This is a genomic window from Corallococcus macrosporus DSM 14697, from assembly GCF_002305895.1.
GTDB classification, from domain to species: Bacteria; Myxococcota; Myxococcia; order Myxococcales; family Myxococcaceae; genus Myxococcus; species Myxococcus macrosporus.
In genome coordinates, this window is the sequence record NZ_CP022203.1 from 6410294 (window position 1) to 6435966 (window position 25673).

The 25673-nt window shown below is 68.3% G+C and carries 24 protein-coding genes, 1 tRNA gene and 1 pseudogene; 13 read left to right on the forward strand and 13 right to left on the reverse strand.

The genetic code is table 11. The annotated features are described in order from the left end of the window. Positions 1–74: 74 nt before the first annotated feature. Entirely contained in the window at positions 75–434 is a 360-nt protein-coding gene (gene hpf, locus MYMAC_RS25585; protein WP_013941749.1) for a ribosome hibernation-promoting factor, HPF/YfiA family, read from the reverse strand. 170 nt (positions 435–604) lie between these two features. On the opposite strand from hpf, the gene MYMAC_RS25590 reads away from it, so the two are divergent. Both MYMAC_RS25590 and MYMAC_RS25595 read left to right on the forward strand, forming a co-directional pair. Then, positions 605–967: a response regulator gene (locus MYMAC_RS25590; protein WP_013941750.1), complete on the forward strand. Its 363-nt coding sequence runs from the start codon at positions 605–607 to the stop codon at positions 965–967. An 83-nt stretch (positions 968–1050) separates the two neighbouring features. Further along, positions 1051–1497 (forward strand): putative signal transducing protein, encoded by a 447-nt coding sequence (locus MYMAC_RS25595; RefSeq protein WP_043711943.1) that lies wholly within the window; start codon positions 1051–1053, stop codon positions 1495–1497. Between the two features lie 7 nt (positions 1498–1504). Here the strand turns inward: MYMAC_RS25595 and MYMAC_RS25600 are convergent, their stop codons facing one another. Together MYMAC_RS25600 and MYMAC_RS25605 are read right to left on the reverse strand one after the other, a co-directional pair. Beyond that, positions 1505–2470, reverse strand: a complete 966-nt coding sequence (locus MYMAC_RS25600; RefSeq protein WP_095959988.1) for an N-acetylmuramoyl-L-alanine amidase-like domain-containing protein — start codon at positions 2468–2470, stop codon at positions 1505–1507. Further along, positions 2467–3450, reverse strand: coding sequence for a HEAT repeat domain-containing protein (locus MYMAC_RS25605; protein WP_275663015.1), 984 nt, complete (start codon positions 3448–3450; stop codon positions 2467–2469). The genes MYMAC_RS25600 and MYMAC_RS25605 overlap by 4 nt, the downstream gene beginning before the upstream one ends. A 148-nt stretch (positions 3451–3598) precedes the next feature. On the opposite strand from MYMAC_RS25605, the gene MYMAC_RS25610 reads away from it, so the two are divergent. Together MYMAC_RS25610 and MYMAC_RS25615 are read left to right on the forward strand one after the other, a co-directional pair. Further along, entirely contained in the window at positions 3599–3916 is a 318-nt protein-coding gene (locus tag MYMAC_RS25610) for a DUF4398 domain-containing protein (protein WP_013941753.1), read from the forward strand. Positions 3917–3933: 17 nt separating this feature from the next. After that, the gene (locus MYMAC_RS25615; RefSeq protein WP_013941754.1) at positions 3934–5355 is read left to right on the forward strand and encodes an OmpA family protein; all 1422 of its coding nucleotides are present in this window, start codon (positions 3934–3936) and stop codon (positions 5353–5355) included. A gap of 89 nt (positions 5356–5444) precedes the next feature. On the opposite strand, the gene truD is transcribed toward MYMAC_RS25615, so the two are convergent. The 3 genes from truD to MYMAC_RS25630 are packed head-to-tail and all read right to left on the reverse strand — an operon-like array spanning position 5445 to position 8807. After that, on the reverse strand, positions 5445–6479 hold the full coding sequence (gene truD / locus MYMAC_RS25620) for a tRNA pseudouridine(13) synthase TruD (protein WP_095959989.1): 1035 nt from the start codon (positions 6477–6479) through the stop codon (positions 5445–5447). Beyond that, the gene (locus MYMAC_RS25625) at positions 6476–7819 is read right to left on the reverse strand and encodes a DUF4388 domain-containing protein (protein WP_095959990.1); all 1344 of its coding nucleotides are present in this window, start codon (positions 7817–7819) and stop codon (positions 6476–6478) included. The genes truD and MYMAC_RS25625 overlap by 4 nt, the downstream gene beginning before the upstream one ends. A 7-nt stretch (positions 7820–7826) precedes the next feature. Continuing rightward, a complete protein-coding gene (locus MYMAC_RS25630) occupies positions 7827–8807 on the reverse strand; it encodes a DsbA family protein (RefSeq protein ID WP_095959991.1) in 981 nt (326 codons plus the stop codon). A 114-nt stretch (positions 8808–8921) separates the two neighbouring features. On the opposite strand from MYMAC_RS25630, the gene MYMAC_RS25635 reads away from it, so the two are divergent. Continuing rightward, positions 8922–9941: an asparaginase gene (locus MYMAC_RS25635; protein WP_013941758.1), complete on the forward strand. Its 1020-nt coding sequence runs from the start codon at positions 8922–8924 to the stop codon at positions 9939–9941. Between the two features lie 60 nt (positions 9942–10001). Next, a complete protein-coding gene (locus MYMAC_RS25640; protein ID WP_013941759.1) occupies positions 10002–10913 on the forward strand; it encodes a GGDEF domain-containing protein in 912 nt (303 codons plus the stop codon). Positions 10914–10978: 65 nt separating this feature from the next. Here the strand turns inward: MYMAC_RS25640 and MYMAC_RS25645 are convergent, their stop codons facing one another. Continuing rightward, on the reverse strand, positions 10979–12592 hold the full coding sequence (locus tag MYMAC_RS25645) for a HEAT repeat domain-containing protein (RefSeq protein WP_095959992.1): 1614 nt from the start codon (positions 12590–12592) through the stop codon (positions 10979–10981). Positions 12593–12703: 111 nt separating this feature from the next. Between MYMAC_RS25645 and rpsU the strand changes: the two genes are divergently transcribed. From rpsU to MYMAC_RS25675, 6 genes are all read left to right on the forward strand, one after another. Then, positions 12704–12898 (forward strand): 30S ribosomal protein S21, encoded by a 195-nt coding sequence (gene rpsU, locus MYMAC_RS25650; RefSeq protein ID WP_002614080.1) that lies wholly within the window; start codon positions 12704–12706, stop codon positions 12896–12898. Positions 12899–13002: 104 nt separating this feature from the next. Beyond that, complete coding sequence (locus MYMAC_RS25655; protein ID WP_013941762.1) at positions 13003–13461, forward strand: GatB/YqeY domain-containing protein; 459 nt, start codon at positions 13003–13005, stop codon at positions 13459–13461. Between the two features lie 330 nt (positions 13462–13791). After that, on the forward strand, positions 13792–15612 hold the full coding sequence (dnaG, locus tag MYMAC_RS25660) for a DNA primase (protein WP_193364429.1): 1821 nt from the start codon (positions 13792–13794) through the stop codon (positions 15610–15612). A 92-nt stretch (positions 15613–15704) separates the two neighbouring features. Continuing rightward, positions 15705–17831 (forward strand): RNA polymerase sigma factor RpoD, encoded by a 2127-nt coding sequence (gene rpoD, locus MYMAC_RS25665; RefSeq protein ID WP_095959993.1) that lies wholly within the window; start codon positions 15705–15707, stop codon positions 17829–17831. 81 nt (positions 17832–17912) lie between these two features. Beyond that, positions 17913–18299, forward strand: a complete 387-nt coding sequence (locus tag MYMAC_RS25670; RefSeq protein WP_095959994.1) for an MGMT family protein — start codon at positions 17913–17915, stop codon at positions 18297–18299. A 79-nt stretch (positions 18300–18378) separates the two neighbouring features. Continuing rightward, a tRNA-Ile gene (locus tag MYMAC_RS25675) sits at positions 18379–18451 on the forward strand. A 386-nt stretch (positions 18452–18837) separates the two neighbouring features. Here MYMAC_RS25675 and MYMAC_RS25680 read toward each other — a convergent pair. The 5 genes from MYMAC_RS25680 to MYMAC_RS25695 all read right to left on the reverse strand — a co-directional run bounded on the left by MYMAC_RS25680 (position 18838) and on the right by MYMAC_RS25695 (position 23411). Then, positions 18838–19092: a hypothetical protein gene (locus MYMAC_RS25680; RefSeq protein WP_095959995.1), complete on the reverse strand. Its 255-nt coding sequence runs from the start codon at positions 19090–19092 to the stop codon at positions 18838–18840. Next, a complete protein-coding gene (locus MYMAC_RS25685) occupies positions 19092–19499 on the reverse strand; it encodes a transposase (RefSeq protein ID WP_204816951.1) in 408 nt (135 codons plus the stop codon). The genes MYMAC_RS25680 and MYMAC_RS25685 overlap by 1 nt, the downstream gene beginning before the upstream one ends. 130 nt (positions 19500–19629) lie before the next feature. Further along, complete coding sequence (locus MYMAC_RS36990; protein ID WP_338025966.1) at positions 19630–20925, reverse strand: DUF6575 domain-containing protein; 1296 nt, start codon at positions 20923–20925, stop codon at positions 19630–19632. A gap of 509 nt (positions 20926–21434) precedes the next feature. Next, positions 21435–22145, reverse strand: coding sequence for a DNA-methyltransferase (locus MYMAC_RS25690; protein ID WP_095959997.1), 711 nt, complete (start codon positions 22143–22145; stop codon positions 21435–21437). 786 nt (positions 22146–22931) lie between these two features. Then, a complete protein-coding gene (locus MYMAC_RS25695) occupies positions 22932–23411 on the reverse strand; it encodes an AlbA family DNA-binding domain-containing protein (protein ID WP_095959998.1) in 480 nt (159 codons plus the stop codon). A 20-nt stretch (positions 23412–23431) separates the two neighbouring features. Between MYMAC_RS25695 and MYMAC_RS25700 the strand changes: the two are divergent. Further along, positions 23432–23755, forward strand: a pseudogene (locus tag MYMAC_RS25700) (transposase); the annotation flags it as partial. Between the two features lie 174 nt (positions 23756–23929). Here MYMAC_RS25700 and tnpC read toward each other — a convergent pair. Further along, positions 23930–25651 carry an IS66 family transposase gene (tnpC, locus tag MYMAC_RS25705; RefSeq protein WP_239989013.1) on the reverse strand — a complete coding sequence of 574 codons (1722 nt, stop codon included), beginning with the start codon at positions 25649–25651 and terminating at the stop codon, positions 23930–23932. Positions 25652–25673: the final 22 nt, after the last annotated feature.

Genomic DNA, 25673 nt, shown 5'->3' on the forward strand with positions numbered 1-25673 from the left:
GGCACTGGACATGACGAGCCCGGCCGCCAGGTGTACGACCTGGGAGGCCGGGCCCGTGCCGCCGCTTTCCGCGATTAGTAGGTGGGAACGTCGGCCGCCACGTCCTGGGGCAGGCCGTTGGTATGCACATCGCGCCGCTTCTCCAGCAGGCGCTTGAGGCTCTTCTCCAGCCGGTCACGCGACGCGTCGATGGCGGGGAACAGCGAATCCGCCGTCTCCGTCACGTGCACGGAGGAGAGTCCGGGCAGACGCACCGTCACCCGGCACTCCTTGTCCACGCCGCCCTTGGGCCCATTGGTGTCCACCAGCGAGATGTCGATTTCCGCCGCCTCGTCATCCGCGAACCGTTCGATATGGCGCACCAGGTGTTCGTCGACATACGACTTGAGAGCATCCGACAGGTCCAGGTGCACTCCACGCAGCAACACCTTCATGGCATTTCCTCCGGACCCAAACATGGGCAGCCTGACGCCCGGTGGTGAGCCACCCCCCACCCATGAATGAAGGTTTCGTGCCGCTCCCCTGCTCTCCGGGCGGGAGGCCGGCGGAGCGCTCGCGGCGGGACCGGGACGAATCGTCACCGCCGCGTGGGTTTCCCCAAGGCATGGGCGACGAGCGAATCAAGGTCTTGCTGGTCGAGGACGACGGGGACAGCCGGGAGCTGCTGGCGGAGCTGCTGGAGTCGGAGTTCGACGTGAAGACCGCCACGGACGGAGTGGCCGGCCTGAAGGCCTTCGAGGCCGAGCACCCCGACGTGGTGGTGACGGACGAATCCCTTCCCGGAATGAACGGCACCGAGCTCGCGCAGAAGGTGAAGGAGCGCGAGCCGCGCGCCCGCGTCATCCTCGTGTCGGGCTACACGCAGGTGCAAGGCTCCGAACACTGTGACGTGGTGCTGCGCAAGCCCATTGACGTGGAGCGCCTCAGCGCCGCGGTGGGCAGGCTCGGTGACGAAGCGCGCCACTGAACGAAGTGACGGGCCCCGGGTGCCGTCGGCGGAGGCCAGACCTACTATTTCCCTCCAGACACCCACGGGCTGGAGGGACGGCAATGAAATACTGCGCCAGGTGCGGCTCCGAGTATCAGGACAGCGTCCAGCAGTGCGCTGACTGCCCAGGCAACCCGCTCCTCGTGAGCGCGGAGGAGATGCGCAGCAGGGGGCTGCCCCTGCCGCATGAGCTGGATACGCGCGTGTTCGTGCGCGCCGGCTCGGCGGAGGACCCCTTCACCGCCGAGGTCTACACCCAGCTCCTCCAGGACGCGAACATCCCCGTGCTGGTGCGCGCCGGGCGCTCGGGCGTCGTGGACAAGCTGACCACCGGCAACGTGCTGCCCTGGTGGGAGATTCACGTGCCGGCCGAGCAGCAGGTGCGCGCCGCGACGCTGCTGGAGCAGGAGCGGCTGCGCGAGCTGGCCACCAACGACGAAGCCGCCGCCGCGGCCGAAGCCGAGGAGCGGGAGACCGAGCCGCCCGCCGCGCCGCCGCCCGCGCCCTGAGCGGACCTCAGGGGACCGGGCGCATCACCGAGCCGCCGCTGGCCACGTCGGGCCGGCGCGGCTCGAAGAGGCTGACGCCCGTCACCTTCCACTTCGAATAGCGCCCGTTGCGGGCGAGGAACGTCTCCAGGTCCTCGTCCACCACGCGGTTGTAGCCGCCCCGGGACGCGTGGCGCAGGTACGTGCGCTTCTTGCGCTGCACCACGAAGCCCAGGTGGGTGATGCGCGTGGCCTTCAGCGGCAGGTCCTCCCGGAGCACCACCAGGATGGTGCCCGAGGGGATGTCGCGCGCGTGCGCCATCACCCGGTCCAGGGGCAGCATGTTCAGCGAGTACGTGCCCACCGCCTGCTGCGCCTTGGGCAGGCCCAGCGCCTGCGACGAGCGCGACTGCCAGGTGAGCTTCGTCAGGGACTTCGTGACGGTCACCGCGTCCCCGCCCCCGTAGCGCCGCGTCACGTCCGCCAGGAAGCCCTTGCGGATGTTGTTGGGCAGCCACTGGGCCTCCATCAGGTGGTTGCGGTCCTCGTAGGTGGGCGCGCTCGCGTAGCGGATGTGCTCCAACAGCGGCGCCACCTCCTCCTCGCGGCTCGCCAGGCTCAGCGCCAGCGACTGCTCCACGAAGGTGAGGCAGTCCACCGCGTCCAGCCGGAAGGTGGGGTCGGGGTCCACGCCGTGGCCCTCCCCCAGCGGCGACAGGACGTAGGGCGTGTTGAGGAAGCGCCCGCTCATCCGCAGCAGGCGCCCGGCGAGCGGCGCGCCCGCGTCCTCGGCCACGAGCGCGGCGCGCTGCTCCGCGCTGAGCCCCTCCCAGCCATTGGGCTTCACCGGCCGGGCCGTGGCGAGCTGCTTGGACGCCCCCGGTGCTTCGAGCAGCGCCTCCGCGCCGGGGCGGGCGTCCCCCTCCCTGGCGGGAGCGGGGGCCACGGGCGCCTGCGACAGCAGGGCCGCGGCCAGGACCGCGACGCCCTTCATTGCGCGACACCCGCCTTGCGCAGGATGGCCTTGCGCCGGTCGTCCCGGAGCTGGAGCGTCTCCAGCTCCCGCTCGTACGCGAGCTTCTCGTCGGATTGGGCGTTCCACGACGCCAGCACCAGCCACTCCAGCATCGACGCGTCCCCGCCCTCGTGGAGGATGCGGGCGGCGGAGGCGGCCAGCGCGCGGTCCTTGTCCTCCAGCAGCGGCTTGAGCGCGGGCGCGGCCTTCTTCGCGCTGACGCCCTCGTAGAGCTCCAGCCCCTGCCTGCGCACGAAGCGGTCCTCCGAGCCGAGCAGCTTGCCCGCGAAGGCGAAGCCCTCCGGCGAGCCCAGCCGGCACAGGCCACGCGCGGCGGCGAAGCGGGTGCTCTCCGAATCACTGGCGAGGAACTCCTTCAGGGCCGGAGCTTGCCTGGCGTCCCCGGCCTCGCCCACCGCGGCGAGCATGGCCGCGCGCACCTCCAGCTCCGGCTCCGTCCTGGCGGCCTTCACCAGCACGGCCCCCATCTTCCGGTTGCGCGAGGCCCCCAGGGCCCGCGCCGCCTCGCGGCGCACGCCGCTGCTCTTGTCCTGCAGCAGGGGCACCACCACCTGCGTGAGGCGGCTGTGGAGCCTCGCCAGTCCCTGCGCGGCGTACATGCGGACGGCGCTGTCCTCGTCCGACGCCAGCCCCGCCAGGGTCGGCTCGGCGGCGCGGGTGCCCAGCCCCGCCAGCACCGCGGTGAGGTTGCGGCGCAGCCGCTCCTCGTGGACGGTGCGCAGCGTGGAGGCAAGCTCCCGGGCCGCGTAGGCCTCCTCGCGCAGGTAGCGCAGGCGGGAGACGGCGGCGGGGACGGCGCCCCCCTCCACCACGGCCTGGATGACCGCGTCCGTGTCCGCGCGCCGGGACGTCCGCTTGGCGGCGGCCGCGGGCCCGGACAGGGCGGCCCAGGGGAGGAGCAGCGACAGGAGGAGGACAAGTCGGGCGGACGAAGACACGGGCCCCGACGATGGCAAGGGCCGCGCCATCCGTCAAAGCCCCACCACATCCCCCGCCCCCTGGCCTGCACGTCTGCCCGATTCTTGACCCTCCAGGGTGCGATTGATACGACCGTCAGGTTTCACCCCTCTCTCAAGGCGCCACCCCATGAAGAAGCTGATGGCGTTGCTGGCGGTGTCGGGGACGCTCACCGCGTGCGGCCCCGTGAAGTCCACCGCGAACATCCTCGACGCCGAAGTGCAGATCCAGGCCGCGCGCACCGCTGGGGCGGAGAAGCTCTCCCCCTATGAGTGGACCGCCGCCAACCTGTACATCGCCAAGGCACGCGAGGAGGTGGGGTACTCCGACTATCAAGCCGGCGTGGACTTCGCCGTGAAGGCGTCCCGCTACGCCAACGAGGCCCGCGAGAAGGCCATGGCCGTGGCCGGCAGCACCGAGCCCGGCGGCCGCACTCCGAACCCGTGACGACCGAGCGCTCCCCGATGACGCGTCCTTCCCTGGTCACACTGCTCCCCCTCCTCTTCTCCCTCTCCTGCGTCAGCGGCAGCAAGATTCGCGCGGACACGGAGGTGCTCGCGGCCAACGTGGAGCGCGCCCGCCGCGGCGGCGCCCTGCGCTGCGCGCCCGTGGAGCTGGCCACCGCCGAGGCCCACCTCGACTTCGCCCGGGGTGAGCTGAGCCAGGGCAACAGCGGCCGCGCCGACACCCACGTGCGCACCGCCGACACCGCGGTGAACCGCGCGCTGGCGCTCTCCAAGAACTGTGGTCCGCGCCAGGTGCTGGTGCGCGACCGGCCGGAGCCGCAACAGCCCCAGCAGCCGCAACAGCCCCAGCAACCGCAGCAGCCGCAGGTGGTGGTCCGCATCGAGGAGACGGACAGCGACGGCGACGGCACCCTGGACAAGGACGACCCCTGCCCCGACCAGGCCGAGGACAAGGACGGCTTCCAGGACGAGGACGGCTGCCCGGACCCGGACAACGACAACGACGGCGTGCTGGACGGCAACGACAAGTGCCCGCTCACCCCCGGCGTGGCGGAGAACCAGGGCTGCCCGGCGGAGGCCCCCAAGGACCGCGACGGTGACGGCGTCGTCGACTCCGAGGACAAGTGCGCCGACCAGGCCGAGGACAAGGACGGCTTCCAGGACGAGGACGGCTGCCCGGACCTGGACAACGACAGTGACGGCATCGTCGACACGGCCGACAAGTGCCCGGACGAGGCCGGCCCCATGCAGAACCTGGGCTGCCCCATCGTCGACAAGGACGGTGACGGCGTGCTCGACGTGGACGACAAGTGCCCGGACGAGCCGGAGGACAAGGACGGCTTCCAGGACGAGGACGGCTGCCCGGACCTGGACAACGACGCGGACGGCGTCCCGGACGTCCAGGACAAGTGCCCCGGCGAGGCCGGCGTGGCGGAGAACGGCGGCTGCCCGGACAAGGACACCGACGGTGACGGCATCGTGGACCGGCTGGACGCGTGCCCGGAGGAGCCCGGCGTCCAGGAGGAGCGCGGCTGCGCCAAGCAGTACAAGATGGTCGTCATCAAGCGCGACCGCATCGAAATCAAGAAGCAGATCCTCTTCAGCTCCGGCTCGCACAAGATTTACGGCAAGCAGAGCACCGCGGTGCTCGACGACGTGGCGCAGGCCCTGCGCGACGCGCCGTGGATCAAGCGCATCCGCATCGAGGGCCACACCGACTCGCTGGGCAAGGACGCCTCCAACCTGCGGCTGTCCCAGCGCCGCGCGGACGCGGTCATGGCGCAGCTCATCCGCCGCGGCGTCGACCCGGGCCGCCTCCAGGCCGTGGGCTTCGGTGAGACGCAGCCCATCGCGCCCAACAGCACCAAGACGGGCCGCGCGATGAACCGCCGGACCGAGTTCAAGGTGCAGAACCAGTAGCCGCCCCGCCCCGGCCGCACCCGGCCGGGGCACGACGCACCGACGCCTCCGGGGCCCCATGGCCTCGGAGGCGTCTTCGTTTCAGGGGCTCAGCCGTCCTTCAGGAGCTCGTGGAGGACCTCGGTGGCGTACGCGCCCCGAGGCAGCTCGAAGGTGAGCCAGAGGTCCTCGCCCTCCGCCGTCGTCTCCGAGGACAGCTCGGGCGCCCCCAGGCGGACGCGGTAGGGCCGGCGGCTGCCTTCCGTCTCGCCGCCGCCGCGCTTGAAGTCCTCGGGCGTGACGCCCGCTTCCGTCAGCAGCCGCGCCTCGAGCTCGGCCACGGCGCCCGCGGACGCCGTCATCTTCGGACCGAAGAGCGGCCCGGCGGGGCTCACCTCGAAGGCGGCCACGCGCGGGCCGTCCACCTCAGGTGACTCGCACACGAAGACGCCGCCCGTCTCCTCCTTGCGCAGCACGTCGCCCGCGAGCGCGGTGGCCAGGGTGCCCGCGTTCAGCCGCGCCGCCAGCGCCTGGTTGAACAGGCGGGACTGGAAGGCGGACAGGTACAGCTTGCGCTGGAAGCGGTCCGGCCGCCTGGGCAGCCGCTGCCCCAGGACGAGCAGCCGGCCCAGGTCCGCGTTGTCCCCCGCGCGCCCGAAGCGCTGCTCGCCGAAGTAGTTGGGCACGCCCTGCGCCACCAGGCGGGAGAAGCTCTCCCGCGCCGCGCCCACGTCCTTCACGCCGCGCAGGCGCAGCCGGAAGCGGTTACCCCGCAGGTGCCCGGTCCGGAGCTTGTTGCCATGGCGCTTCGTCCACAGCACCTGGACCCCATCCAGCGCGAAGTCCGGAACCCTGGGCTCGGCGCGCGCGGGCACGGACACGAGCTGCCGGGTGATGGCGTGCCGGTCCTTCATCCCCGCCACGCCGATGTCGTCCTCGGACACCCCGAGCGCCGCGGCCAGCGCGCGCACCAGCTCGCGCGTGTCACGGCCCCGCTTCTCCACCCAGAGGTAGAGGTGCTCCCCTTCACCGGAGGGCAGGTAGGCGGGCACCTCCTCCACCTCGAAGTCCTCGGGCACCAGCTTGAAGGCGCCCCCGCAGCCGGGCACCTCCGCCGTGAGGCGCGGCCAACCAGAATCCGTCACGATGCCTCGAGCGTGGCCAGCAGCTCCTTCACGCGCCGGGCGAGGTCCTCGTCCGCGCGTGACTCCAGCAGCTCACCGGCCTGGAAGAGGAGGAAGAACATCATGTCACTGAGCGCCTGCTTGAAGGACGCCAGCGGCTCACTGCCGAGCTGCGCGCGGTGGCGCTCGAAGCTCTCGATGAGCTTGTTCTCCGGGAGGCTGCCGTCCGGGGCGAAGGCCAGCCCCTCCAGCACCGGCGAGGACGACAGGCCCTGGCCGGAGAGGGCCGCGTTGGCCGCCGCGATGAACTCGCGGTCCATGCCCTGCTTGGCCACCTCGTCGCGAATCTCCCGGAAGATGAAGTTGAAGACGCGGGCCACCGGGCGCGGGTCCACCGTCACCACCGGGCGCGCGGGCGGACGGGCCGGCGCCGCGGCCTGCGCGGTCCGCTCCGGCGGCTGCGGAATCGGCGTGGGCACGCCGGGCCCCGGCACCATCAGCGGCTTGTCCGTCACCGCCGCGAAGCCGCCCTCCAGCAGGCGGAAGACGACCTTGGTGACGTCGAACTCGGACAGGCGGGCGGCGTGCCCCAGCTCCAGGAGGGTGCGCCGGCCATCCAGCAGGGCCAGCACCCGGTCCTCATCCTCCTCCAGCTTGCCGTCCGAGGGGCGCTTGCGCGTCACGTACAGCCGGCCGTGGGGGATGCGCTTGCGGAAGTGCGCCAGCTCGTCAATCTTCCGGATGCTGTCCATCAGCAGGCTCTGCGTGGGGAGCTGGATGATGTGGCCCGACTTGTCCTCCACCGGCTGGTCGATGAGGAAGAAGTTGCCCTCCCGGCACAGGACGATGGCGTGGAAGATTTCGCTCACCTGGTGGGTGACGCACTTGAAGAGGTCGTGCGACTTGAGCAGCCCCTTCTCCACCAGCGAGCGCCCCACCTTGGAGGGCGGGTGCTCACGCAGGGCCGCCTCCACCTGGGCGCGCTCCACGTAGCCCATCCGCACCAGCACCTCGCCCAGCCGGTCGGCCGGGTCGTCGGACGAGGCGCCGCGCACCTCGCCCTCCCGCAGGGTGACGGAGCGCTCTCCGCCCGGCGAGTGCACGCGCACCACCCCGCTCCAGCGGGACTGGCTGAGGAAGGCGATGAGGTCCGACAGCGGGAAGCCCCCCGCGTCACCGGCCAGCACCACGCGCGGCACCGGGATGGAGCCCCCTTCGGCCGGCGTGCGTGAGAACACCAGCAGGTCGGGCGCCGTCGCCATCAGCGCGTACGTCCCCGAGCGCCCCGCCAGCGGTGAAGGCACATGCCGGTCCTCGGGGACGAGCTGCGCCGACGCGTCGATGCGGAAGCGGGGGTTCATGGTGGCGTCAGTCAGCCGCCCAGGCGTTCTTGTTGGCGGACCATTCCAGCTCGTCCTCCAGGCTGTGGGACAGCATCTCCGGCTCCACGAAGGCCAGGTCCAGCGCGCGCCCGTTGAAGTACACGGACGGGGTGCCGCTGATGCCCGCCGCGCGGCCCTGGCCGCGGTAGCCGTCCAGTTCCTCCTTATAGGCGTCCGTCTTCAGCAGCGCCGCCAGCTTCGCGCCGTCCAGCCCCAGGGATGTCGCCAGGGCGGCAATCGCCTCCGGCTTGAGGTTGGACTGGTTCTCGAAGAGGGCGTCGTGCATCTGCCAGAACTTGCCCTGGTCCCGGGCCCACAGCGCCGCCTGCGCCGCCTGCTTCGCGTTGGGGTGCATGGCCAGGGGGAACGGCAGGTAGCAGAAGCGCACCTGCTGCGCGTGCTTCTTGGCGAAGGCCTCCAGCACCGGGCGGGCCTTGGCGCAGTAGGGGCACTCGAAGTCGGAGAACTCCACCACCGTCACCGGCGCGCCCGCGGAGCCCATGCACATCCGGTCATCCACCTTGAACTGCGCCCGGGGGCTGTGGAAGGCCGAGTAGTACGTCGACAGGGAGAGGATGACCTCGGTGGCTGGGATGCCCTCGGACACCATGCGCGCGGCCACCTGCGCCTTGCGTCTGGCGTGCTTGCAGGGGGTGTGCGTCTTCAGACAGGCGCCCAGCGTGTGGGGGCAGCCGCAGTAGCAGAAGTCGTCGCTGAAGACGGTGGCCAGCTCCCGCTTCGCCGTGGGCGACAGCGAGGAGAAGTCCATGCCGGGAATACCGGACACCGCTGCGGCTGGATCCACGGGCGCCGCGGGCTCGGCGGGCGCCGGGGCGGCGGGCGCCGGAGCGGACGCCTCCGACGGGCCTCCGGTGGGGGCCGCGCTCTCGGGGTTCTTGCACCCTGGGGCCGTCAGGACCGCGGCGGCCAGCAGGGGAACGACACGCTTCCAGCAGGAAAGGAGCACGCGGCGGGTCTTAGCGACGCGCGCGGGGCTTGTAAAGCAACGCCAGCCTTGGCAGGGAAGCGCCTGTTCATCATGCCCAGAGTCCTGCTGTTGCATACCGGGGGTACACTTGGAATGGCCGGGGGACGCCCGTCCGCCCTGCGCCCGGCGGCCTTCTTCAAGACACTGAAGGCCCGGGTGCCCGAGCTGTTCGAGCTGGCCGACATCGAGCTGGAGCTGTTCTCCAACCTGGACAGCTCGGAGATGCAGCCGGAGCTCTGGAGCCGGATGGCCGCGCACCTCCACGCGCGCCTGCCCCACTTCGACGGGGCCGTGGTGACCCACGGCACGGACACGCTCGCCTACACCGCCAGCGCCCTCTCCTTCATGCTGCGCAACCCGCCCTGCCCCGTGGTGCTGACGGGCTCGCAGCGGCCGCTGGGGAAGATCCGCTCGGACGCGCGGCTCAACCTCATCGACGCGGTGATGTCCGCGCTGCAGGGGCCGCGGGAGGTCACCATCTGCTTCGACTCGCACCTGTACCGCGGCAACCGGGCGCGCAAGGTGAAGGTGGCCGAGTACGACGCGTTCGACAGCCCCAACTTCCCGGTGCTGGGCACGCTGGGCGTGGACGCCACCTTCGAGCCCGGCCTCAAGCCCCGGGGGGCCTTCCGTCTCCAGGAGCGGCTGGACCCGCGCGTCTTCCTCTTGAAGGTGTACCCCGGGCTGGACCCGGCGCTGCCGCTCCAGCTCCTGCCGCACGTCCGCGGGCTGGTGGTGGAGGCCTATGGGGCCGGCAACTTCCCCATCGACCCGGCGCTCGGGCGCTCGCTGCGGCCGCTCTTCCACCAGGCGCGGGAGCGCGGCGTCCCGGTGGTGGTGGTGAGCCAGGCGCACCGGAATGGCGTGGACCTCTCCTTGTATGAGTCCGGAGCGGCCGCGCTGGAAGCCGGGGCCATGGGCGGCGCGGACATGACGCCGTCGGCGGCCCTGGCGAAGCTGATGCAGGGGCTGGCCTATCACTCCGGCGCTTCCGGGGCCCTGGCGCGCTACATCCAGGCCCCGGTGGCCGGAGAATTGACCGTCGGGAGGCCGACAGTCGCCCCGGAGCCCCCCCGCCGGCCCCCCGCCACGCGGCGGTCCCGAGGAGAGTAGTGGAGAGTCGGGCAGTATGCTTGCCGCCGTTAAAAGGCGGCCCGTAAGATGGGTGCCGCGATGTCCGAGGAGAAAACTTCCGTCCATTCGATTTCGGACCTGCTGGGCAGTGCCCAGCAGCAGAGCGCCTATCTGATCGTCATCAGCGCCAAGTCCGCGGCGGGCATCGGGCGCATGTTCAAGCTGGACCGCTCCGAGGTCGTCCTGGGGCGCAGCTCCGAGGCGCAGTTCCAGGTCGAGGATGACGGCATCTCCCGCAAGCACGCCAAGGTGGTGGCGCTGGGGGATGGGCGCTTCCAGTTGGTGGACCTGGCCAGCACCAACGGGACGTACCTCAACGGCCTGAAGGTCAACGCCGCGCCGCTCTACGACGGCGACAAGATCCAGATCGGCTCCAACACCGTCCTCAAGTTCTCCATCCAGGACGCGCTGGAGGAGCAGTACCAGCGCAGCATCTACGAGTCCGCCACCCGCGACGGCCTCACCCGCGTCTACAACAAGAAGTACTTCCTGGAGACGGTGCGCAAGGAGTTCAGCTACTGCCTGCGCCACCGGGTGCCGCTGTCGCTCGTCCTCTTCGACGTGGACCACTTCAAGAAGATCAACGACGCGTATGGCCACCCGGCTGGCGACTATGTGCTGACGCGCATCGCCCAGCGGGTGAGCGACACCGTGCGGACGGAGGACCTGCTCGCGCGCTACGGCGGCGAGGAGTTCGCGCTGATGCTGCGCGAGTCCGCCGAGGACCAGGCCCTGGCGTGCGCGGAGCGCTGCCGGTTCGCCGTGGACAAGGCCGACTTCGTCTTCAGCGGCACGCCCATCAAGGTGACCATCAGCCTGGGCGTGGCCACGCTGCTGGACTCGGACTTCTCCCAGCCCGAGGACCTCATCGCCGCGGCGGACAAGTACCTGTACCGCGCCAAGCGCGCGGGCCGGAACCGCGTGGACGCCAAGGCCATCAGCGGCCTCTGAGCCCCGGACGGGCCGCTGTCGCCGCTTCGCGGCCCGGGCCCCCGTGCCGGGCCAGGCCGCACCGTCTACTGGCCGAAGCCCAGCCGCAGCAGCGCCTCCCGCGACACATGCTTCACATGGGCGTCCGGGTCGCGCGCCGCGGCGTCGGACAGCGCGGCGGCCGCTTGTGCCCCACCAATCCGGCCCAGGGCCATGGCCGCCGCGACGCGCACGGGGGCCTCCGCGTCCTCCCGCAGGCAGCCGGCCAGCGCCTTCACGTGCGACGCGCGGCCAATCTGCTCCAGCGCCTCGGCGGCGGCGGCGCGCACCGAGGCATGGTCCGATTCCAGCAGCACCGCGGCCTCGTCGCCCCAGGACGTCTGCCGTTGAGCCGCCAGCAGCTCCAGCGCGGCGCTCACCACCTCGGGAGCCCCGTCTCGCAGCGCGCGCGCCGTGGCCTCGGGCACTCCCGGGTGCCGCGTCGTCAGCCCGCCCAGGGCCCGCACCGCCCCCGCGCGCAGCAGCGGCTGCGTCTCCGTCAGGAAGGGCTCCACCGAGGCGACCCGGTCCCGAGCCCCCTCGCCACAGTCCGCGAGCTGCGCCAGCGCGGCCCCGCGCACGGACGCGGCCAGCGCCGTGTCCCGGGCCGTCGCCATGAAGAAGGCCAGGCACCCCTTCTCCCGCGCCATGGCCTCCAGCCAGGGGCGCGCCCGCGCCGCGTCACTCGACGTGAGGCGCCGCTCCGCCGCCGCGCGCAGCGGCACCCCTTCCGCGTCCGCCAACGCCCGCGCCGCGTCCCGGCGGATCCACCGGTCCGAATCCCCGAGCGCCCGCTCCAGCTCCCGCGTCGCCAGCGGCCCGTACACCCGCAGCGACGCCACCGCGCGCCGCCGCTGCAGTGGATCCGCCACGGTCAGCTCCGGCTGCATCCCCTCCAGCTCCCGCGAGTACACGGCGAAGAGCCGGTTGATGCGCGCCTCCTCCGCGGGCCTCGCCTCCTCCAGCAGCATCCGCCCCACGGAGGTGCGGCCGCGCCCCGCCACGACCTTGAGCGCGCTGGCGCTGACCGCGTCCACGCGCTCCGGCCGGGTCGCCATGGCATCCAGCACGACGCGCGCGGGCGTGCGGCCCAGGAAGGCGGCCAGGTGCGCCAGCGCCGCGCTCCGCACGGCCAGGTCCTCCGCGTACAGCTCCAGCTCCAGGGCCTCGCGGATGGCCGCCCGCCGTCCCCATACGCGGGCCGCGGCGTTGGCCCCACGCAACCCCGCGGCCCGGAGGAAATTCGCGGAGGAGGCCCCGGACTCCGCGGCGGCACGCGCCGCCGTCAGGCAGGCCTCCAGGTTGGACGACACCGGCGCCGCCAGGACCCAATCCGCCAGGGCCCGCCGGTCCGTGATGCCCTGGCGCCGGGCGTCCGCGCGCACCGCCGCCCACCGCACCCGCCAGTCCGGGTCCTTCATCGCGGAGACGAGCGGCGCCCGGGGAATGGGCCGCTGGCCCGCCAGGCTCTGCACCCAGGAATCCACGCGGCCCCCGGGCAGGCAGCTCTTGCAGGTCCGGGCCCGCTGGGCCGGGTCCACCACGTGCCGCTGACAGGACATCCAGCACTCACGGGTCGGCGTCCCCCCTTGCTGCTGGCCGGTCGTCAGGAGTACCACCAGGAGGAGGGCTGGGCTCACAAGACGGACAGTGTAGTCCATCCGACATAGCGTTTTCGTCCAGCGTCCTTGCGTTTTCCGGCGCGGTGGGTCATACCCGCTGCCCCTTTTGATCTACACCCACATCTACGTACGGCGGAAGGAGGTGACTGCATGCCCGGTATCCGAGTGAAGGAAGGAGAGTCCATCGAGAGCGCCCTCAAGCGCTTCAAGAAGGCCACCGAGAAGGCTGGAATCCTTTCCGAGATCCGTAAGCGCGAGCACTACGAGAAGCCTTCCGTGAAGCGGAAGAAGAAGGCCCTCGCCGCCAAGAAGCGCGCTGTGAAGAAGGCCCGCAAGTCGTTCTAGGCGCGTGCCTCGCGCGAGGAGCCGGGGCGCCACCGCTGTCAGGTGCCCTGGCTCCCGCCGTCGAAGTCCCCCTGAACAACGTCTCACCTCCCGGAGTCGCGACCATGGCCACCCTGAAGGAGCGGATCGACGCGGACCTGAAGGACGCGATGCGGTCCAAGAACGAGCTGACGCTCAGCGTGCTGCGGATGCTCAAGAGCGCGGTGAAGTACAAGGAAGTGGAGCCCGGCGCCTCCGCCCTGGACGACGCGGGTATCCTCACCGTCATCGCCGGCCTCATCAAGCAGCGCCGCGACTCCGTGGAGCAGTTCAAGTCGGGCGGCCGCCCGGAGCTGGCGGAGAAGGAAGAGGCCGAAATCGGCGTCCTCCAGAACTACCTGCCCAAGCAGCTCACCGCCGACGAGCTGGCCGCCGAGGTCCGCGCCTCCATCGCCGAGACCGGCGCCAAGGGCCCCAAGGACATGGGCGCGGTGATGAAGCACCTCAACGCCCGAATCCACGGCAAGGCGGAAGGCCGGGCCATCTCCGAGGCCGTGAAGTCAGAGCTCTCGAAGCTCTCCTGAGCCTCCCACCGTCTTGAGGTCAGCGCTGGCGCTGTCGGGAAACCGGCGGCGCCTTTGCATTGAGGGCTGGACAGGGATGCGGAAACTTGCTCCCTCGCTCCCCCGTCATTAAGTGCCTGGGTCAGTCCCGCCGCGCCCCCGCTCACCCCGGCGGAGGCCGCGTGCAGGGGCCCCAGGAGTCCTTCCCATGCCGCACACGCCCCCTGCCCTCGCGAGCGCCCCGGCTTCCGCCCTCATGGGGGGGATCCGCCAGGTCGTCCGCCAGGCAGCCGACGTCAGCCCGTCCGGGCAGGATGTGGGCGCTGGGCCCGCCCAGGGGTGGGCCAGGGGGTGGGAGTCGTGATTCCGGAGCACAAGATCCAGGAGGTCCTCGAAAGGGTGGACCTCGTCGGGCTCATCTCCCGGCACGTCGACCTGAAGAAGGCCGGGCGGGAATGGAAGGCCTGCTGCCCCTTCCACCAGGAGAAGACGCCCTCCTTCTACGTGGTGCCGGAGAAGCGCTTCTATTTCTGCCACGGCTGCCGCGCGAGCGGGGACGCGGTGTCCTTCGTCCAGCGCTACCTGGGCAAGACGTTCCTGGACGCGGTGCGAGACCTGGCGCGCGAGCTGGGCGTGGACCTGGAGGCCGAGCAGGACCCCAGCATGCGGGAGCGGCAGCAAATCAAGGAGGCCACGGACCAGGCCGCCGAGCACTTCCGCGCCATGCTGTGGCAGGAGGACGAGGGCCGCGCGGCCCGGGCCTACGTCGCCAGCCGCGGCGTCTCGGAAGAGACGGCCATGGCCTTCGGCCTGGGCTGGGCGCCGCACGAATGGGCCTCGCTGACGGAGCGCTTCCAGAAGCTGGGCATGCTGGAGTGGGCGGCGAAGGCCGGCCTGGTCCTCAAGCGCAACAGCGGTGACGGCTACTACGACTTCTTCCGCAGCCGGCTGATGGTGCCCATCCGGGCGCCGGAGGGCCGCCCCATCGCCTTCGGTGGCCGCCTGGTCGGCGCGGACGAAGGGCCCAAGTACCTCAACTCGCGCGAGTCCCGGCTCTACAACAAGAGCGAGACGCTCTTCGGCATGGACCAGTCGCGCGACGAGATTCGCAAGCGCAAGGCCGCCGTGCTGGTGGAGGGCTACTTCGACGCCATCGGCCTCCACCAGGTGGGCGTGCGGCACGCGGTGGCGCTGTGCTCCACCAACCTCACCGCCGGCCACATGCAGGTGCTCAAGCGCGCCGAGGCCCGCGAGCTGATTCTGCTGCTGGACGGAGACTCGGCGGGCCTCGCCGCCGTCGAACGGCTCGCCGGTCCCCTGCTCGCCGCTGGAGCGACCGCGCGAGTTGCCCTGCTCCCGCAAGGGGATGATCCGGACACCTTCGCGCGTCGAGTGGGCCAGGAGGGCGTGGAACGGCTGCTGGAAGGCGCCCACCCGCTCACCACCCACCTGTTCGCCTCGCTCCTCCCGGAGGGCAAGGCCGCGAGCTTCGAGGAGAAGATGGCAGCGCTCGAGCGGCTGAAGCCCGTGGTGGGACAGGTCCCCGCGGGCCTGGTGCGCGCCACGCTCTTCGGCGCCGTGGCCGAGCACTTCGGCTGGCGCCCCGCGGACGTGGAGGCCGCCCTGCGCAGCAAGGTGCCCCTCCCCAAGCCCGCCGCTGGCGACGCGCCTGCTTCGAGCCCCAACCGTCCTCCCCCGCCCCTGGAGAAGCCGCCGCCGGCCCTGGAGTGCTTCTACGTGGGCGCGGTGTTGAAAGAGCCACGGTTGATGGCGCGGGACACCTTCCGCGTGTGTGACGAGCTGTCCCACATGGGCCTGCGGATGGCGCTGGCCCATGCCACGTCGGGGCACGGCGCGAAGGACGCGCTCTTTGAATCCTCGGAAGCCGTGAAGCGCGGCCTCGAAAGCGCGCTGCGGCAGCTCCCCTCGGACTCCGCGCCCCTGGAGGCCGCCTTCCTGTCCATCTGCAGGGAAATCATGGTGCGGCGCATCGACGAGCGGCTCGTTTATATAAAGCGGGCGACGGAGCAGACGCCGGGGGCGTTCGACCTGACAGAGGAGACGCGCCAGCTCCTGGCGGAGCGCGTGGAACTGTTGGCGCTCAAGAAGCGTGTCCTGGAGGAGCTCAAGCCTGCCTCCTCGGGAACAAAGGCGCCCATGCAACCGGTTTGAGTTCGCGTTTGTAAGAAACCCTGACTTTGCGGTAGATCGGCCGGCTCGCCCAGGCCTCAAGCCCCTGAATTTGCTCAAGGAGAAGTACCCGAATGCCGACGCAGAAGCCCTCAAAGGCGTCCGTGAAGCCCACCAAGAAGAAGGTGGATCCGGTGATCCGCAAGAAGAAGGCTCCGGACGGTGCCGCGGCGAAGGGGGCCAAGACGGGCGCCGAGGAGAAGGAAGAACTCGCCGCGAGGGACGTCGTCGCCGAGGCCACCGAGAAGCTCAAGAAGAAGAAGAAGGGCGTGGCGCCGGCCATGGGCGATGACGTGGACCCGGAGGAGGCCGCGGAAGAGGCCGCCGCCGCCGTCCAGGTGGACCCCGACGCCGTCGAGGACGACATCGAGGAGGATCCGGTCGCCGAGCGCAAGGAGGTCAAGGACCTGCTCGCCGCGGGCCGTGAGAAGGGCTTCCTCACCTACGACGAGGTCAATGACGCGCTCCCCGCCGACATCGTGTCGTCCGATCAGATCGACGACGTGATGAGCATGTTCGGCGACAACGACATCGAGATTGTCGACGCGCAGAAGGCCGCTCAGAACAACGAAATCAAGCCCACCGTCACCGTCGAGGAAGAGAAGGAAGACGCCGACGAGGACGAGAAGGACGAGGACGACGAGCCGGGCGGCAAGTCGAACGACCCGGTGCGCCTGTACCTGCGCAAGATGGGCAGCGTCAGCCTGCTCACGCGCGAGGGCGAGGTCGAGATCGCCAAGCGCATCGAGGAGGGCGAGAAGGAAGTCCTCCGCGCGCTGCTGGCGTGCAAGGTCGCCGTCGAGGAGATCCTCGACATCGGCAACAAGCTGAAGACGGCCAAGCTGCGCGTGCGCGACGTCATCAAGGACGCCCCGGAAGAGGCGCAGTCCGAAGGTGCCGACGAGGCTCCGGAGGAGGTCGGCGACGGCGACGCTCCGGCGCAGCTCGCGCAGAGCGAGCTGAACAAGATCGAGCAGATCTGCAAGCAGATCGAGCGCTTCCGCAAGTTCGCCCAGGACTGCGACGTCCTGGAGGAGGAGCTGTCCTCCAAGAAGAAGCTGACCGAGGTCCGCAAGAAGGAAGTGAAGCAGGAGATCAAGGACCTCCGGACCAAGATGATGGAGGTCCTGGAGGAGATGCGGCTCAACAAGAAGCAGGTGGACCGCATCGTCATCAACCTCAAGGCCCTCATCGAGCGCGTCGACAAGGCCGAGGACGAGCTTCGCGACCTGGAGCGCCGCTACGACTGCTCCATGAAGGACCTGCGCCCGCAGCTCAAGGAGTCGCGGGAGAACCCCAACATCGGCAAGAAGCTGCAGAAGCAGCTCAACCTCACGCCGGAGCAGTTGGAGGTCCTGGACCGCGACGTGCGCACGGCGGTGCGGAAGATCAAGAAGGTCGAGGAGGAGGCCAACCTCCCCGTCGAGTCGCTGCGCCGCAACTACGACGCCATCCGCCTGGGTGAGCGCCGCGCCGAGCGCGCCAAGAGCGAGCTGGTGGAGGCCAACCTGCGCCTCGTGGTGTCCATCGCGAAGAAGTACACGAACCGCGGCCTGCAGTTCCTGGACCTCATCCAGGAGGGCAACATCGGCCTGATGAAGGCCGTGGACAAGTTCGAGTACAAGCGCGGCTACAAGTTCTCGACCTACGCCACCTGGTGGATTCGTCAGGCCATCACCCGCGCCATCGCGGACCAGGCCCGCACCATCCGCATCCCGGTGCACATGATCGAGACCATCAACAAGCTCATCCGCACCAGCCGCTACCTGGTGCAGGAGATTGGCCGCGAGCCGACGCCGGAGGAGATCGCGGAGAAGATGGAGCTGCCGCTCGACAAGGTCCGCAAGGTCCTGAAGATCGCCAAGGAGCCCATCTCCCTCGAGACGCCGATTGGCGAGGAAGAGGACAGCCACCTGGGCGACTTCATCGAGGACAAGAGCCTCGTGTCGCCCGCGGACGCGGTCATCAACATGAACCTGGCGGAGCAGACCCGGAAGGTGCTCGCCACGTTGACGCCGCGTGAGGAGAAGGTGCTCCGCATGCGCTTCGGCATCGGCGAGAAGTCCGACCACACGCTGGAAGAGGTGGGCCAGGACTTCGAGGTGACGCGCGAGCGCATCCGTCAGATCGAGGCCAAGGCGCTGCGCAAGCTGCGCCACCCCAGCCGCTCCAAGCGCCTGCGCTCCTTCGTGGAGAGCTGAGCCGGGCTTGAGCTGAGCTGAAACGAGGGCCCCCGCTCCATTCGTGGACCGGGGGCCTTCGTGTTTCTAGAGTCCGGGGCCGTGGCGCTCCGAGCGAAGACGAAGACACCGAAGGCCGAAGTGAAGCCGGCTCCCCTGCCCTTCCCCAAGGCGGTGGGGCAGGCGGTCCGGGCGATTCCGCGCGGGCAGGTGCGCTCCTATGCCCAGGTGGCGCTCTACGCGGGCCGTCCTGGGGCGGCGCGGGGTGTGGGCCGGGAGATGGCCACCCTGCCCCAGCGGCCGGACGTGCCGCTGCCCTGGTGGCGCGTCATCCGCTCGGACGGGACGCTGGCGCCCCAGGTGGCCCAGGAGCAGGCACGGCGCCTGCGGGCCGAGGGCGTGGAGGTGGCGCAGCGCGGGGACGCCTTCCGCGTGAAGGTGCCACGCGAGACGCCGGCCGTTGGCGGGGCGACGAAGCGGAGGCGCTGAGGGTGGGTGGAACGTGGCCCCTTGCCAGGACTGCGCGCCCGGCGGTATGCAATCCGTTACGCGGTTGGTTGGCGCATGAGGGCCCTTAGCTCAGCGGTTAGAGCTGTCGGCTCATAACCGATTGGTCCCTGGTTCGAATCCAGGAGGGCCCACTTCCCTCAATGCCTTGCAGTGCTCCGGGACGCGATCCGGAGACGTCTGCCCATTGAACGGCATCTGCTGAGTTCCGCGCCACTGTTGCCGCGCACGCTATTTGAGGGATGGACGCCTGGTCTCGCGCACACTGGTTGAGGGACTCGCGAGGAGAGGCGCCGCCAATGCCATCACGGAGCCGGACCACCAGAAATCACGCTTGTGATGGAACTCAAGCCATTGACGCGACAGCAGTTTCCGCGAGAAGCGGAACTGATTGCTCCCATCCTGCGGTTCTCCGGTCGCGTCAGGGCTGCCCGAAGGGCACCGCCGGAGGCGGCCAAGGCCTTGACGCGACTGGGGAACCGTAGTCCCGAGGCCATCAACCAAGCGGCTCACCGGACCATCAACAAAGATGCGCGGCAACATCGAGGAGCTGCGCGTAGACTTCCGCGGGCGCGGCATCCACGAATCTCGGCTCGTGCAGCACCGAGAGCACCTCGGCCCGTTGCTCCGGAGGGAGAGCCCTGGGTGGGCTGGGCCTGTGCACCGGCCCGTGTCGGGGCTGGGCCTGCCGGTAGAAGGTGGCGCGCGGCAGGCCCAGGGCCTTGCACACCGGCGCCACGCCCAGGGCGTCGACGGCCTCCAGTGCCACGGCCATCAGGGCTCCTCGTTGGGCTTGGGCAGTTCCACGCCCAGGATTTCCGAAACTTTTTTTTGGAGGTCCAGCAGCGCCTCGGCGCGCTTGAGGCGCACCTGGGCTCGGGCCAACTCCTTCTCCAACTCGGCGACGCGCCGGGCACTCGCGTCAGGCTCCTTCGCTGGTGGCCCTCGCTTCTTCGGGCTGCGGGCCGACAACTCTCCCGCATCGCGCTGGCGCCGCCACACGCTCAAGAGCGACGAGTACAGCCCTTCGCGGCGCAGCAGCGCTCCCACTTCACCGGGCCTCGTGCAGCGGTCTGCCTCCGCCAGCACCCGCAGCTTGTATTCCGCCGTGAAGCCTCGTCGCCTGGCCTTCTCCACCACCTCGGTCTCCCTGACCCGAGCCTCTTCCACCATCGGATTCATCGTTCCTACCTGGGTCGCCCTGCACACTAAACTGCCGGGTACGAACTGTCTCACTCACGTTGGCAGAGAGGGCCGTCCCAACAGGGACGCTGCAGGCACCACACCAAATCAGACACAACAGCAAAGGATGCTATTGCTGTAGGGTGTAATGATATGGCTTGAGCTGCTCAAGCCATGCCGAAAGTGTCTTCGCTCGGCGATCAACCGTTCCTTCGGATAGGTCAGGGACCATTTCCAGCAAGAACCCCTTCGCAGTTTCTGGGGAAAGGTCTTGAAGCGTCGATGCCGATGCCCATCTAATCCAGGCCGAACCGCAATCGCTTACCTCAAATTGCATGCTAGCAAGAGTCAGCCTTGCATCATCTGCAAGGCGAAGCAGTTGCTCACCTGCGCTCGTTGGCTCGAGTCTATCATTGAGAAATCCTAGGATGCGCGCAGCACGCAAATAGTAGTTTACTTGTCGATGGACCACTCCTAGGCTGTGTGCCGTGACGCGTCTCGTCTGAGATGCAATTTTTACTGTCTGGAAAACTCGCCCGAGGTCATCGGCCTGCGGAACCTTGACGCTTTCCAATGCCCTGCGGCTCTGCTTGCGAACCCGCGCAAGATTTCTACGTGCCGTCAGACTGCTCAATGATAAGGGCCTGAAAACGATTTCCCCTGCGGTGGTCACCATCTCGACCCGTAGTTCAAGCTCACGCTGAGCTAGTGCTGCCAACAGCGGCTCAAGAAGTTTAGCCTCCCCAGGACTGCGCGCTGCATGGTCTACAGCCTGAGAATCATTCTCTGCGGAAGCTACAAGGCATCGTTGGAACGCCTTGGAAACCTCTGGCGTGGCCTCAACTTCCAGGTCGAGAATAAATGAACCTGGACGAGCCCCGACTGGAACGAGCGCTCCTACAACACCTACAGAATCCATTGCGCCATTGAAAAATCGTGCCCAAAGCTCAATCGCGGGGAACACTTCTTCAACTGAGAGCTTTCGAGTCCGATCAAATGCCTCAACGACTACACGCTGAATCCATGAGGATCCTGCCACAGGTGCAGTCGTCCCCTGTGCATCCACCACGTCCAGAACATCCTCGGGCGGTGGTAAGACAGATGGGTCTATCTCATCAATGCCGAGGGTCTGGAGGTCCACTTCTCCTCCAGTCTTCGACGTCTTTACAAAGTACACAAAACCATCTTCGGCACTGACAATGGCGCTGTGAATTGGCAATTCCCCTCTGCGCACGCTACGCAGCCTATCGGCGCTGATGGGGACATAGATCCAATGATCCTCCGCATCAGTCTCATCAGCCCAAAACGCCAAAAACAGAACTCCAGCTGCATTTTGAGCCGAAAACGTCTTTGGACCGTCATAGTAGTCTAAGACGTCCACAATCTTTAGCCGGCCAAGGGTGGTGCCTAGTGGAAGCGGGTACATTTAGGTTGCAGCCTCGGCATCATCAACAAATGAAAGATGTGGAGTCGCTCCGACACGAAACCAGACGGTAATGTGAGAAGGATGGATGCTAGGTGTAGGCTTCATCTTTCCATGTTCCGCATTCAGCACCCCGACAGCGATTCGCCGCTCTCGAAGCGGCTTGTACCGCTGTCGAGTCTTTTGCGACCCCTCTAGCTTCGTGTGCAGAGATGCCCCACATGCCATCCAAAAATGGTCCCCGTGCTCTCGTCCGGGATTCTTCTCGAATGTGGAGAGAAAATCCCCTGGAACGCTGGGGATGCCCCTCACGAGTCGAAAGGCACGTCCCTCCGCATCCACTGCATCTGCCGGAGGAACATCCTTAGGGAAGAAGCTGGGCCACTCAGAGACGCCTAGTTTGGTCGAGTCCTCAAGCACAATGTGCGCCAGACTGCCACAGGACGAAGAAGACCGCTATAGCCTGCATTCAGCCCTGGGCCTTCTCAGAAGGGCGGCAGCTTGGTGGGCACCTATCCAATGTTCCTGCCATAGGGTCTGGCGTTCGTCACCGCTAGGCGAGCCTCTGCGACACGAAGTGCCTCTGGATTAATATCTACGCCTGCGGAATGCCTCCCCGTCAGGGCAGCAGCCACCAGCGTGGACCCGGCTCCCATGAAAGGGTCGGCCACCAAATCACCTTCCGATGAGCTTTGCTCGATAAGTACACGAAGAAGTTCAATCGGCTTTTCCGCTGGATATCCCCCTCGCACCCTGGGAAACGCGAGCACATCTGGAACCGACAAGCTCCGAAGCCGTCTCTTCCCCTTCTCAAAGAATAGTACAACCTCGTACCGAGAGCGGTAGTGATACCCCATTCCGATTGATACTTTATCCCACACCAGGGGCTTCCAAAACTTGAACCCTGCTGCCTCACCCAACGGCTTTGCGACAAACATGGTTTCGGAATCGCAAAACAAATAGAAATGACTATTCTTCTTGAGGACTCTAAAAGCCTGCTCCATCAACTGGGGGAAGCGGCTGTTGGGAAATATGGCGAACCAGGGATTCGAAGATCCTTTCGACTTACTCAGCCGAGTAGTAGTCCCAACTGCACGGTGCTTCTCTAGTGACTCATAAGGCGGATCGGTTATAAGTAGATCGACCGATTCTGAGGCTAGCCCCTCAAGCCAGTTTATGGCGTCGCATTGCGCTAGTGAGTAGGTTGGTGTGGGGGTGGGCACGGCTCCCCCCTACCTCATTTCAGCCTCAAACGCACGAATCGCGGTCCGTAAACGCCCAATTGCGAGCTGCATATGTCTGGCTCGGCTTCCGAGCGAGCAGCCGATCGGGCGGACTAGGGGCCGCCTGATACTCGTGAGCGCAGCTCATTTTCCTTTGAGGATAGGTCTCACGCGTTACGCAGGCCCCCTACGTCCATCAGAGGGCCAGAGGCAGGCTCCGCGCCCACGAAGCGGAGGTCGGTGTGGCATCTTATCCCACAACAGCCTCCGCAGAAACTCTCGTCCGCGCCCCCATTTCCCCACCTGCACCTGCTTGAGCTGCACGCTACAGAAGAGGTCCCCCTATGGTTCCAGGGGCCTCATGCGCCACTGTCCCATCTCCAAAATGTCTCCAAGACTGGAGGGGATTCCGGGCGACAGGCGGGACTGGCGAGGACTGCCCCGTGGACTCGAAGTGCCCGGATTCACTCACGATTCAGCGAAAGGCGTGTGCCGTCGCGGGTTTGGGGCACCCCGTGTCCACGGGTTCAAATCCTGTCTCCCCGACCACGTCATGAAGCGGGCTGGAGGCCGAAAAGGTCTCCATCCCGTTTCACTTCGGGCCTCTGGCTTCGCTCCCTCCTGCATCAGGATGGCCGTTGGGCTCCTGTGCATGTAGCGCTGGGGGTGGAGAGATGCTGGTGCTCGGCCGGTTCTTGGAGGCCAAGTACTGAAGCTTGTGCCGCTATTTTGGGGGGACGCCGCGCTGTCCTCTGGCTCCGAGTCTGGACGGCGAGCATCGACGACTCAGCTCCGGAATCGCTCCTGGATGTAGGCCTGCATTCTCGCCCCCGACAGGTCCTGGGAGGACGGGCCGGCCCGAACGTAGAAGCGCTCCACGTTGCCGTCCTTGACGAAGATGGGAGACCGCCCCGGCAAGTAATCCACAGCCAGCACGCGTCCCCCCTGGTAGTCATCGAACCGGGGATGGATGTACATCATGTGACTGGTCCCCATTCGGTCCTTGATGAGCTCCACCAAGCGCAGGCTCATCCTGTCCTCGCTCTCGAACTTGTCGGGTCCGAGCCCCACCAGCGTGCCGTCATTCGCCACACCGATGAGCAGCGTGCCCCCGTCCGTGTTGATGAAAGCCGCCAGGGTCTTCAACACGCTGAGCACCATCTTCGGGTCTTCCTGGCCAGTATGTAGGTTCATTCGCAGGGTGGACTTGAACTCGACGCTGGAGGAATCCCCGCCCTTGATGAGCTCTCCAGTGCTCAGCAACACCCGGGCAACGACGGGTGGTGGTGACTCCCGGCAACAACCAGAAGCGCTACCTGGCTGGAGCGCTCAATACGCGCACCGGGCAACTGACGTGGGTGGAAGGCACGTCCAAGGCAAGTGCCCTCTTCATCCAATTGCTGTGGCGTCTGGCGAGTCAATACCGGCGCGCTCGCCGTATCCACCTCGTCCTCGACAACGCCTCGGTTCACTCCAGCAAGAAGACGCTCAAGGCGCTCGCGCATTTCGGCGGGCGATTCGTCCTCCACTTCCTCCCGCCGTGCTGCCCCCAGGGCAATCGCATCGAACGGGTGTGGCTCGACCTGCATGCCAACGTCACCCGCAATCACCGCTGCCGCACCATGGACCAGCTCATGGTCCGGGTGCATGCCTACCTCTCGGCTCGAAATGCCCAGCACTCCGCCAGTCCATCCCTACGACGAGTCGACCTGTATCCGCTGCACGAGCCCCGTCTTCCGTGGGCCGGGCGGACGCCGCATGCTGGCGGGGTGAATGAGACGCTTTCAGCGCGGCGGCGACTGCTCTTCGGACGAGGCCGCAACCGGCGCCGGGACGGTGAGTTCGCCCACCTCGGCGTCGAGTTCGGCGGGGAGGAGGCGAGCGCGCGTGGCGGCCCAGTACTTGGGGGCGAGTTCCAGGTAGCGCTCGCGGGGCCAGTAGGCCAGCACGCGCAGGACGTCGCGCAGGTAGGCCTCCGGCTCGAGTCCGTGCAGCCGCGCGGTGGCGATGAGGGTGAAGAGGTGGCCGGCGCGCTCGGCATGGTCATCGCTCCCGACGAAGAGCCAAGCCTTGCGTCCGACGGCAATCCTCCTCAACTCTCTCTCGCTGCGGTTGTTCTCAAGCAGCAGCCGTCCGTCGTCGAGGAAGCAGCGCAGCGCCTCGCGCTGGCGCAGGGCGTAGCCGAGGGCCCGGCGCAAGAGGCCGCGCTGCTCCCGCACCTTCTCGTACTCTTCCTGGGCCCAGACGAAGAAGGCGTCCACGTGTGCACGCAGGTGGGCATGCCTCAGCCGGTGAATCTCCTCCGGGGGCTTGTCCCTCCACGTGTCTTCGAGTTGGAAGAGGCGGCTGATGCGCGCCAGCCCCTCCCTGGCGACGACGTCCTTGGCCATCGCCGCCTCCCAGAAGCCCCGGCGGCAGTGCGCCCAGCACGCCACCTCCTGACACACCCCCTCCTCGCCGTCAGCGGGCGCGTCCTCGGCGGGTCGGAAGAGGGCGTTGTAGACGCTCTTGGCGTCGGCCTGCACGTAGCCCTTGAAGCCCTTGAAGAGCTCCAGCACCGCGGCGCTCGTCTCCTTCGGCGTGTACTCGAAGAAGACGGCGTCCCTGTCGACTACCTGGACGAAGTAGTGGCCGCGTCGGCACGCCTGGCGCTGCCCCTCGGCGGGGGCCGGCTGCACCGCCACGCCCGTGGCGTCGGTGGCGATGCAGAAGGCGGTGGCCAGCGCCTCCTCGCGCATGGCGGCCACCACGGTGGTGCCCAGGGTGGCGCCCATGTCCTCCAGCCACCGCGCCATCGTCCCCCTGTCCACCGCCACGCCGTCGCGGGCCAGGCGCTTCTCCATGCGGAACAACGGCAGTCCGTCGCAGTACTTCTCGGTGGCCAGGTGGGCCAGCAGCGAGGGCGCCGCCAGGCAGCGGAAGAAGACTTCCTTGGGCGCCATGGCCGAGGCCAGCGTGGCCTCCCCGTCGGCCCCCACGGTGCGGTACTTCACCCGGGCGATGACGAGGCGCCGCATACCGCCGCGCTGCCAGGCCAGCTTGCAGCTCTCCTCGAAGCCGATTTTCTCCGCCTTCCCCTGGGCCACCAGCTCGTCGAAGAGAGGGTCCGCAATCTCCACCCGCCTCTCTTCCAGCGGCAGACTCTTCAAGTCCCGCCGGCCCTTGGGCTTGGACTTCTGCTTCGCCCCCGCGCCGCCTGACGCCTCCGCCGAGGCCATGCCCAGCGTGCCGGCCACCTCTTCCAGCGCGCGCAGCTTCTGGGCGAATTCCAACTCCAACTGCTGAGTGTCCACCCGCTCCGCCTTGGCCATGAAGAGGCGGCGCTTGAGTAACTCCAACTCCAGCCGCAGCCTCTCGTGCGAGGCTTTCAGCACGTCCCGCTCCCTCTCCAACTGCGCGGCGCGCTGCCTCTCGGCGCTCAACAGCGCCTCGAGCTCGGCGATGCGCGCCTGCGCGGAAATGGGAGACTCGTGCGTGGACACCGCGGCCTTGTAACCACTCGCCACCGCGCTGTCGACACCTGCCTGG

Bases quoted from the DNA above. Each gene is read 5' to 3' on its own strand.
- hpf (WP_013941749.1), bottom strand. From the start codon at position 434: ATGAAGGTGTTGCTGCGTGGAGTGCACCTGGACCTGTCGGATGCTCTC.
- MYMAC_RS25590 (WP_013941750.1), top strand. From the start codon at position 605: ATGGGCGACGAGCGAATCAAGGTCTTGCTGGTCGAGGACGACGGGGAC.
- MYMAC_RS25595 (WP_043711943.1), top strand. From the start codon at position 1,051: ATGAAATACTGCGCCAGGTGCGGCTCCGAGTATCAGGACAGCGTCCAG.
- MYMAC_RS25600 (WP_095959988.1), bottom strand. From the start codon at position 2,470: ATGAAGGGCGTCGCGGTCCTGGCCGCGGCCCTGCTGTCGCAGGCGCCC.
- MYMAC_RS25610 (WP_013941753.1), top strand. From the start codon at position 3,599: ATGAAGAAGCTGATGGCGTTGCTGGCGGTGTCGGGGACGCTCACCGCG.
- MYMAC_RS25615 (WP_013941754.1), top strand. From the start codon at position 3,934: ATGACGCGTCCTTCCCTGGTCACACTGCTCCCCCTCCTCTTCTCCCTC.
- MYMAC_RS25625 (WP_095959990.1), bottom strand. From the start codon at position 7,819: ATGAACCCCCGCTTCCGCATCGACGCGTCGGCGCAGCTCGTCCCCGAG.
- MYMAC_RS25635 (WP_013941758.1), top strand. From the start codon at position 8,922: ATGGCCGGGGGACGCCCGTCCGCCCTGCGCCCGGCGGCCTTCTTCAAG.
- MYMAC_RS25640 (WP_013941759.1), top strand. From the start codon at position 10,002: ATGTCCGAGGAGAAAACTTCCGTCCATTCGATTTCGGACCTGCTGGGC.
- MYMAC_RS25645 (WP_095959992.1), bottom strand. From the start codon at position 12,592: ATGGACTACACTGTCCGTCTTGTGAGCCCAGCCCTCCTCCTGGTGGTA.
- rpsU (WP_002614080.1), top strand. From the start codon at position 12,704: ATGCCCGGTATCCGAGTGAAGGAAGGAGAGTCCATCGAGAGCGCCCTC.
- MYMAC_RS25655 (WP_013941762.1), top strand. From the start codon at position 13,003: ATGGCCACCCTGAAGGAGCGGATCGACGCGGACCTGAAGGACGCGATG.
- rpoD (WP_095959993.1), top strand. From the start codon at position 15,705: ATGCCGACGCAGAAGCCCTCAAAGGCGTCCGTGAAGCCCACCAAGAAG.
- MYMAC_RS25680 (WP_095959995.1), bottom strand. From the start codon at position 19,092: ATGGCCGTGGCACTGGAGGCCGTCGACGCCCTGGGCGTGGCGCCGGTG.
- MYMAC_RS25685 (WP_204816951.1), bottom strand. From the start codon at position 19,499: ATGAATCCGATGGTGGAAGAGGCTCGGGTCAGGGAGACCGAGGTGGTG.
- MYMAC_RS36990 (WP_338025966.1), bottom strand. From the start codon at position 20,925: ATGTACCCGCTTCCACTAGGCACCACCCTTGGCCGGCTAAAGATTGTG.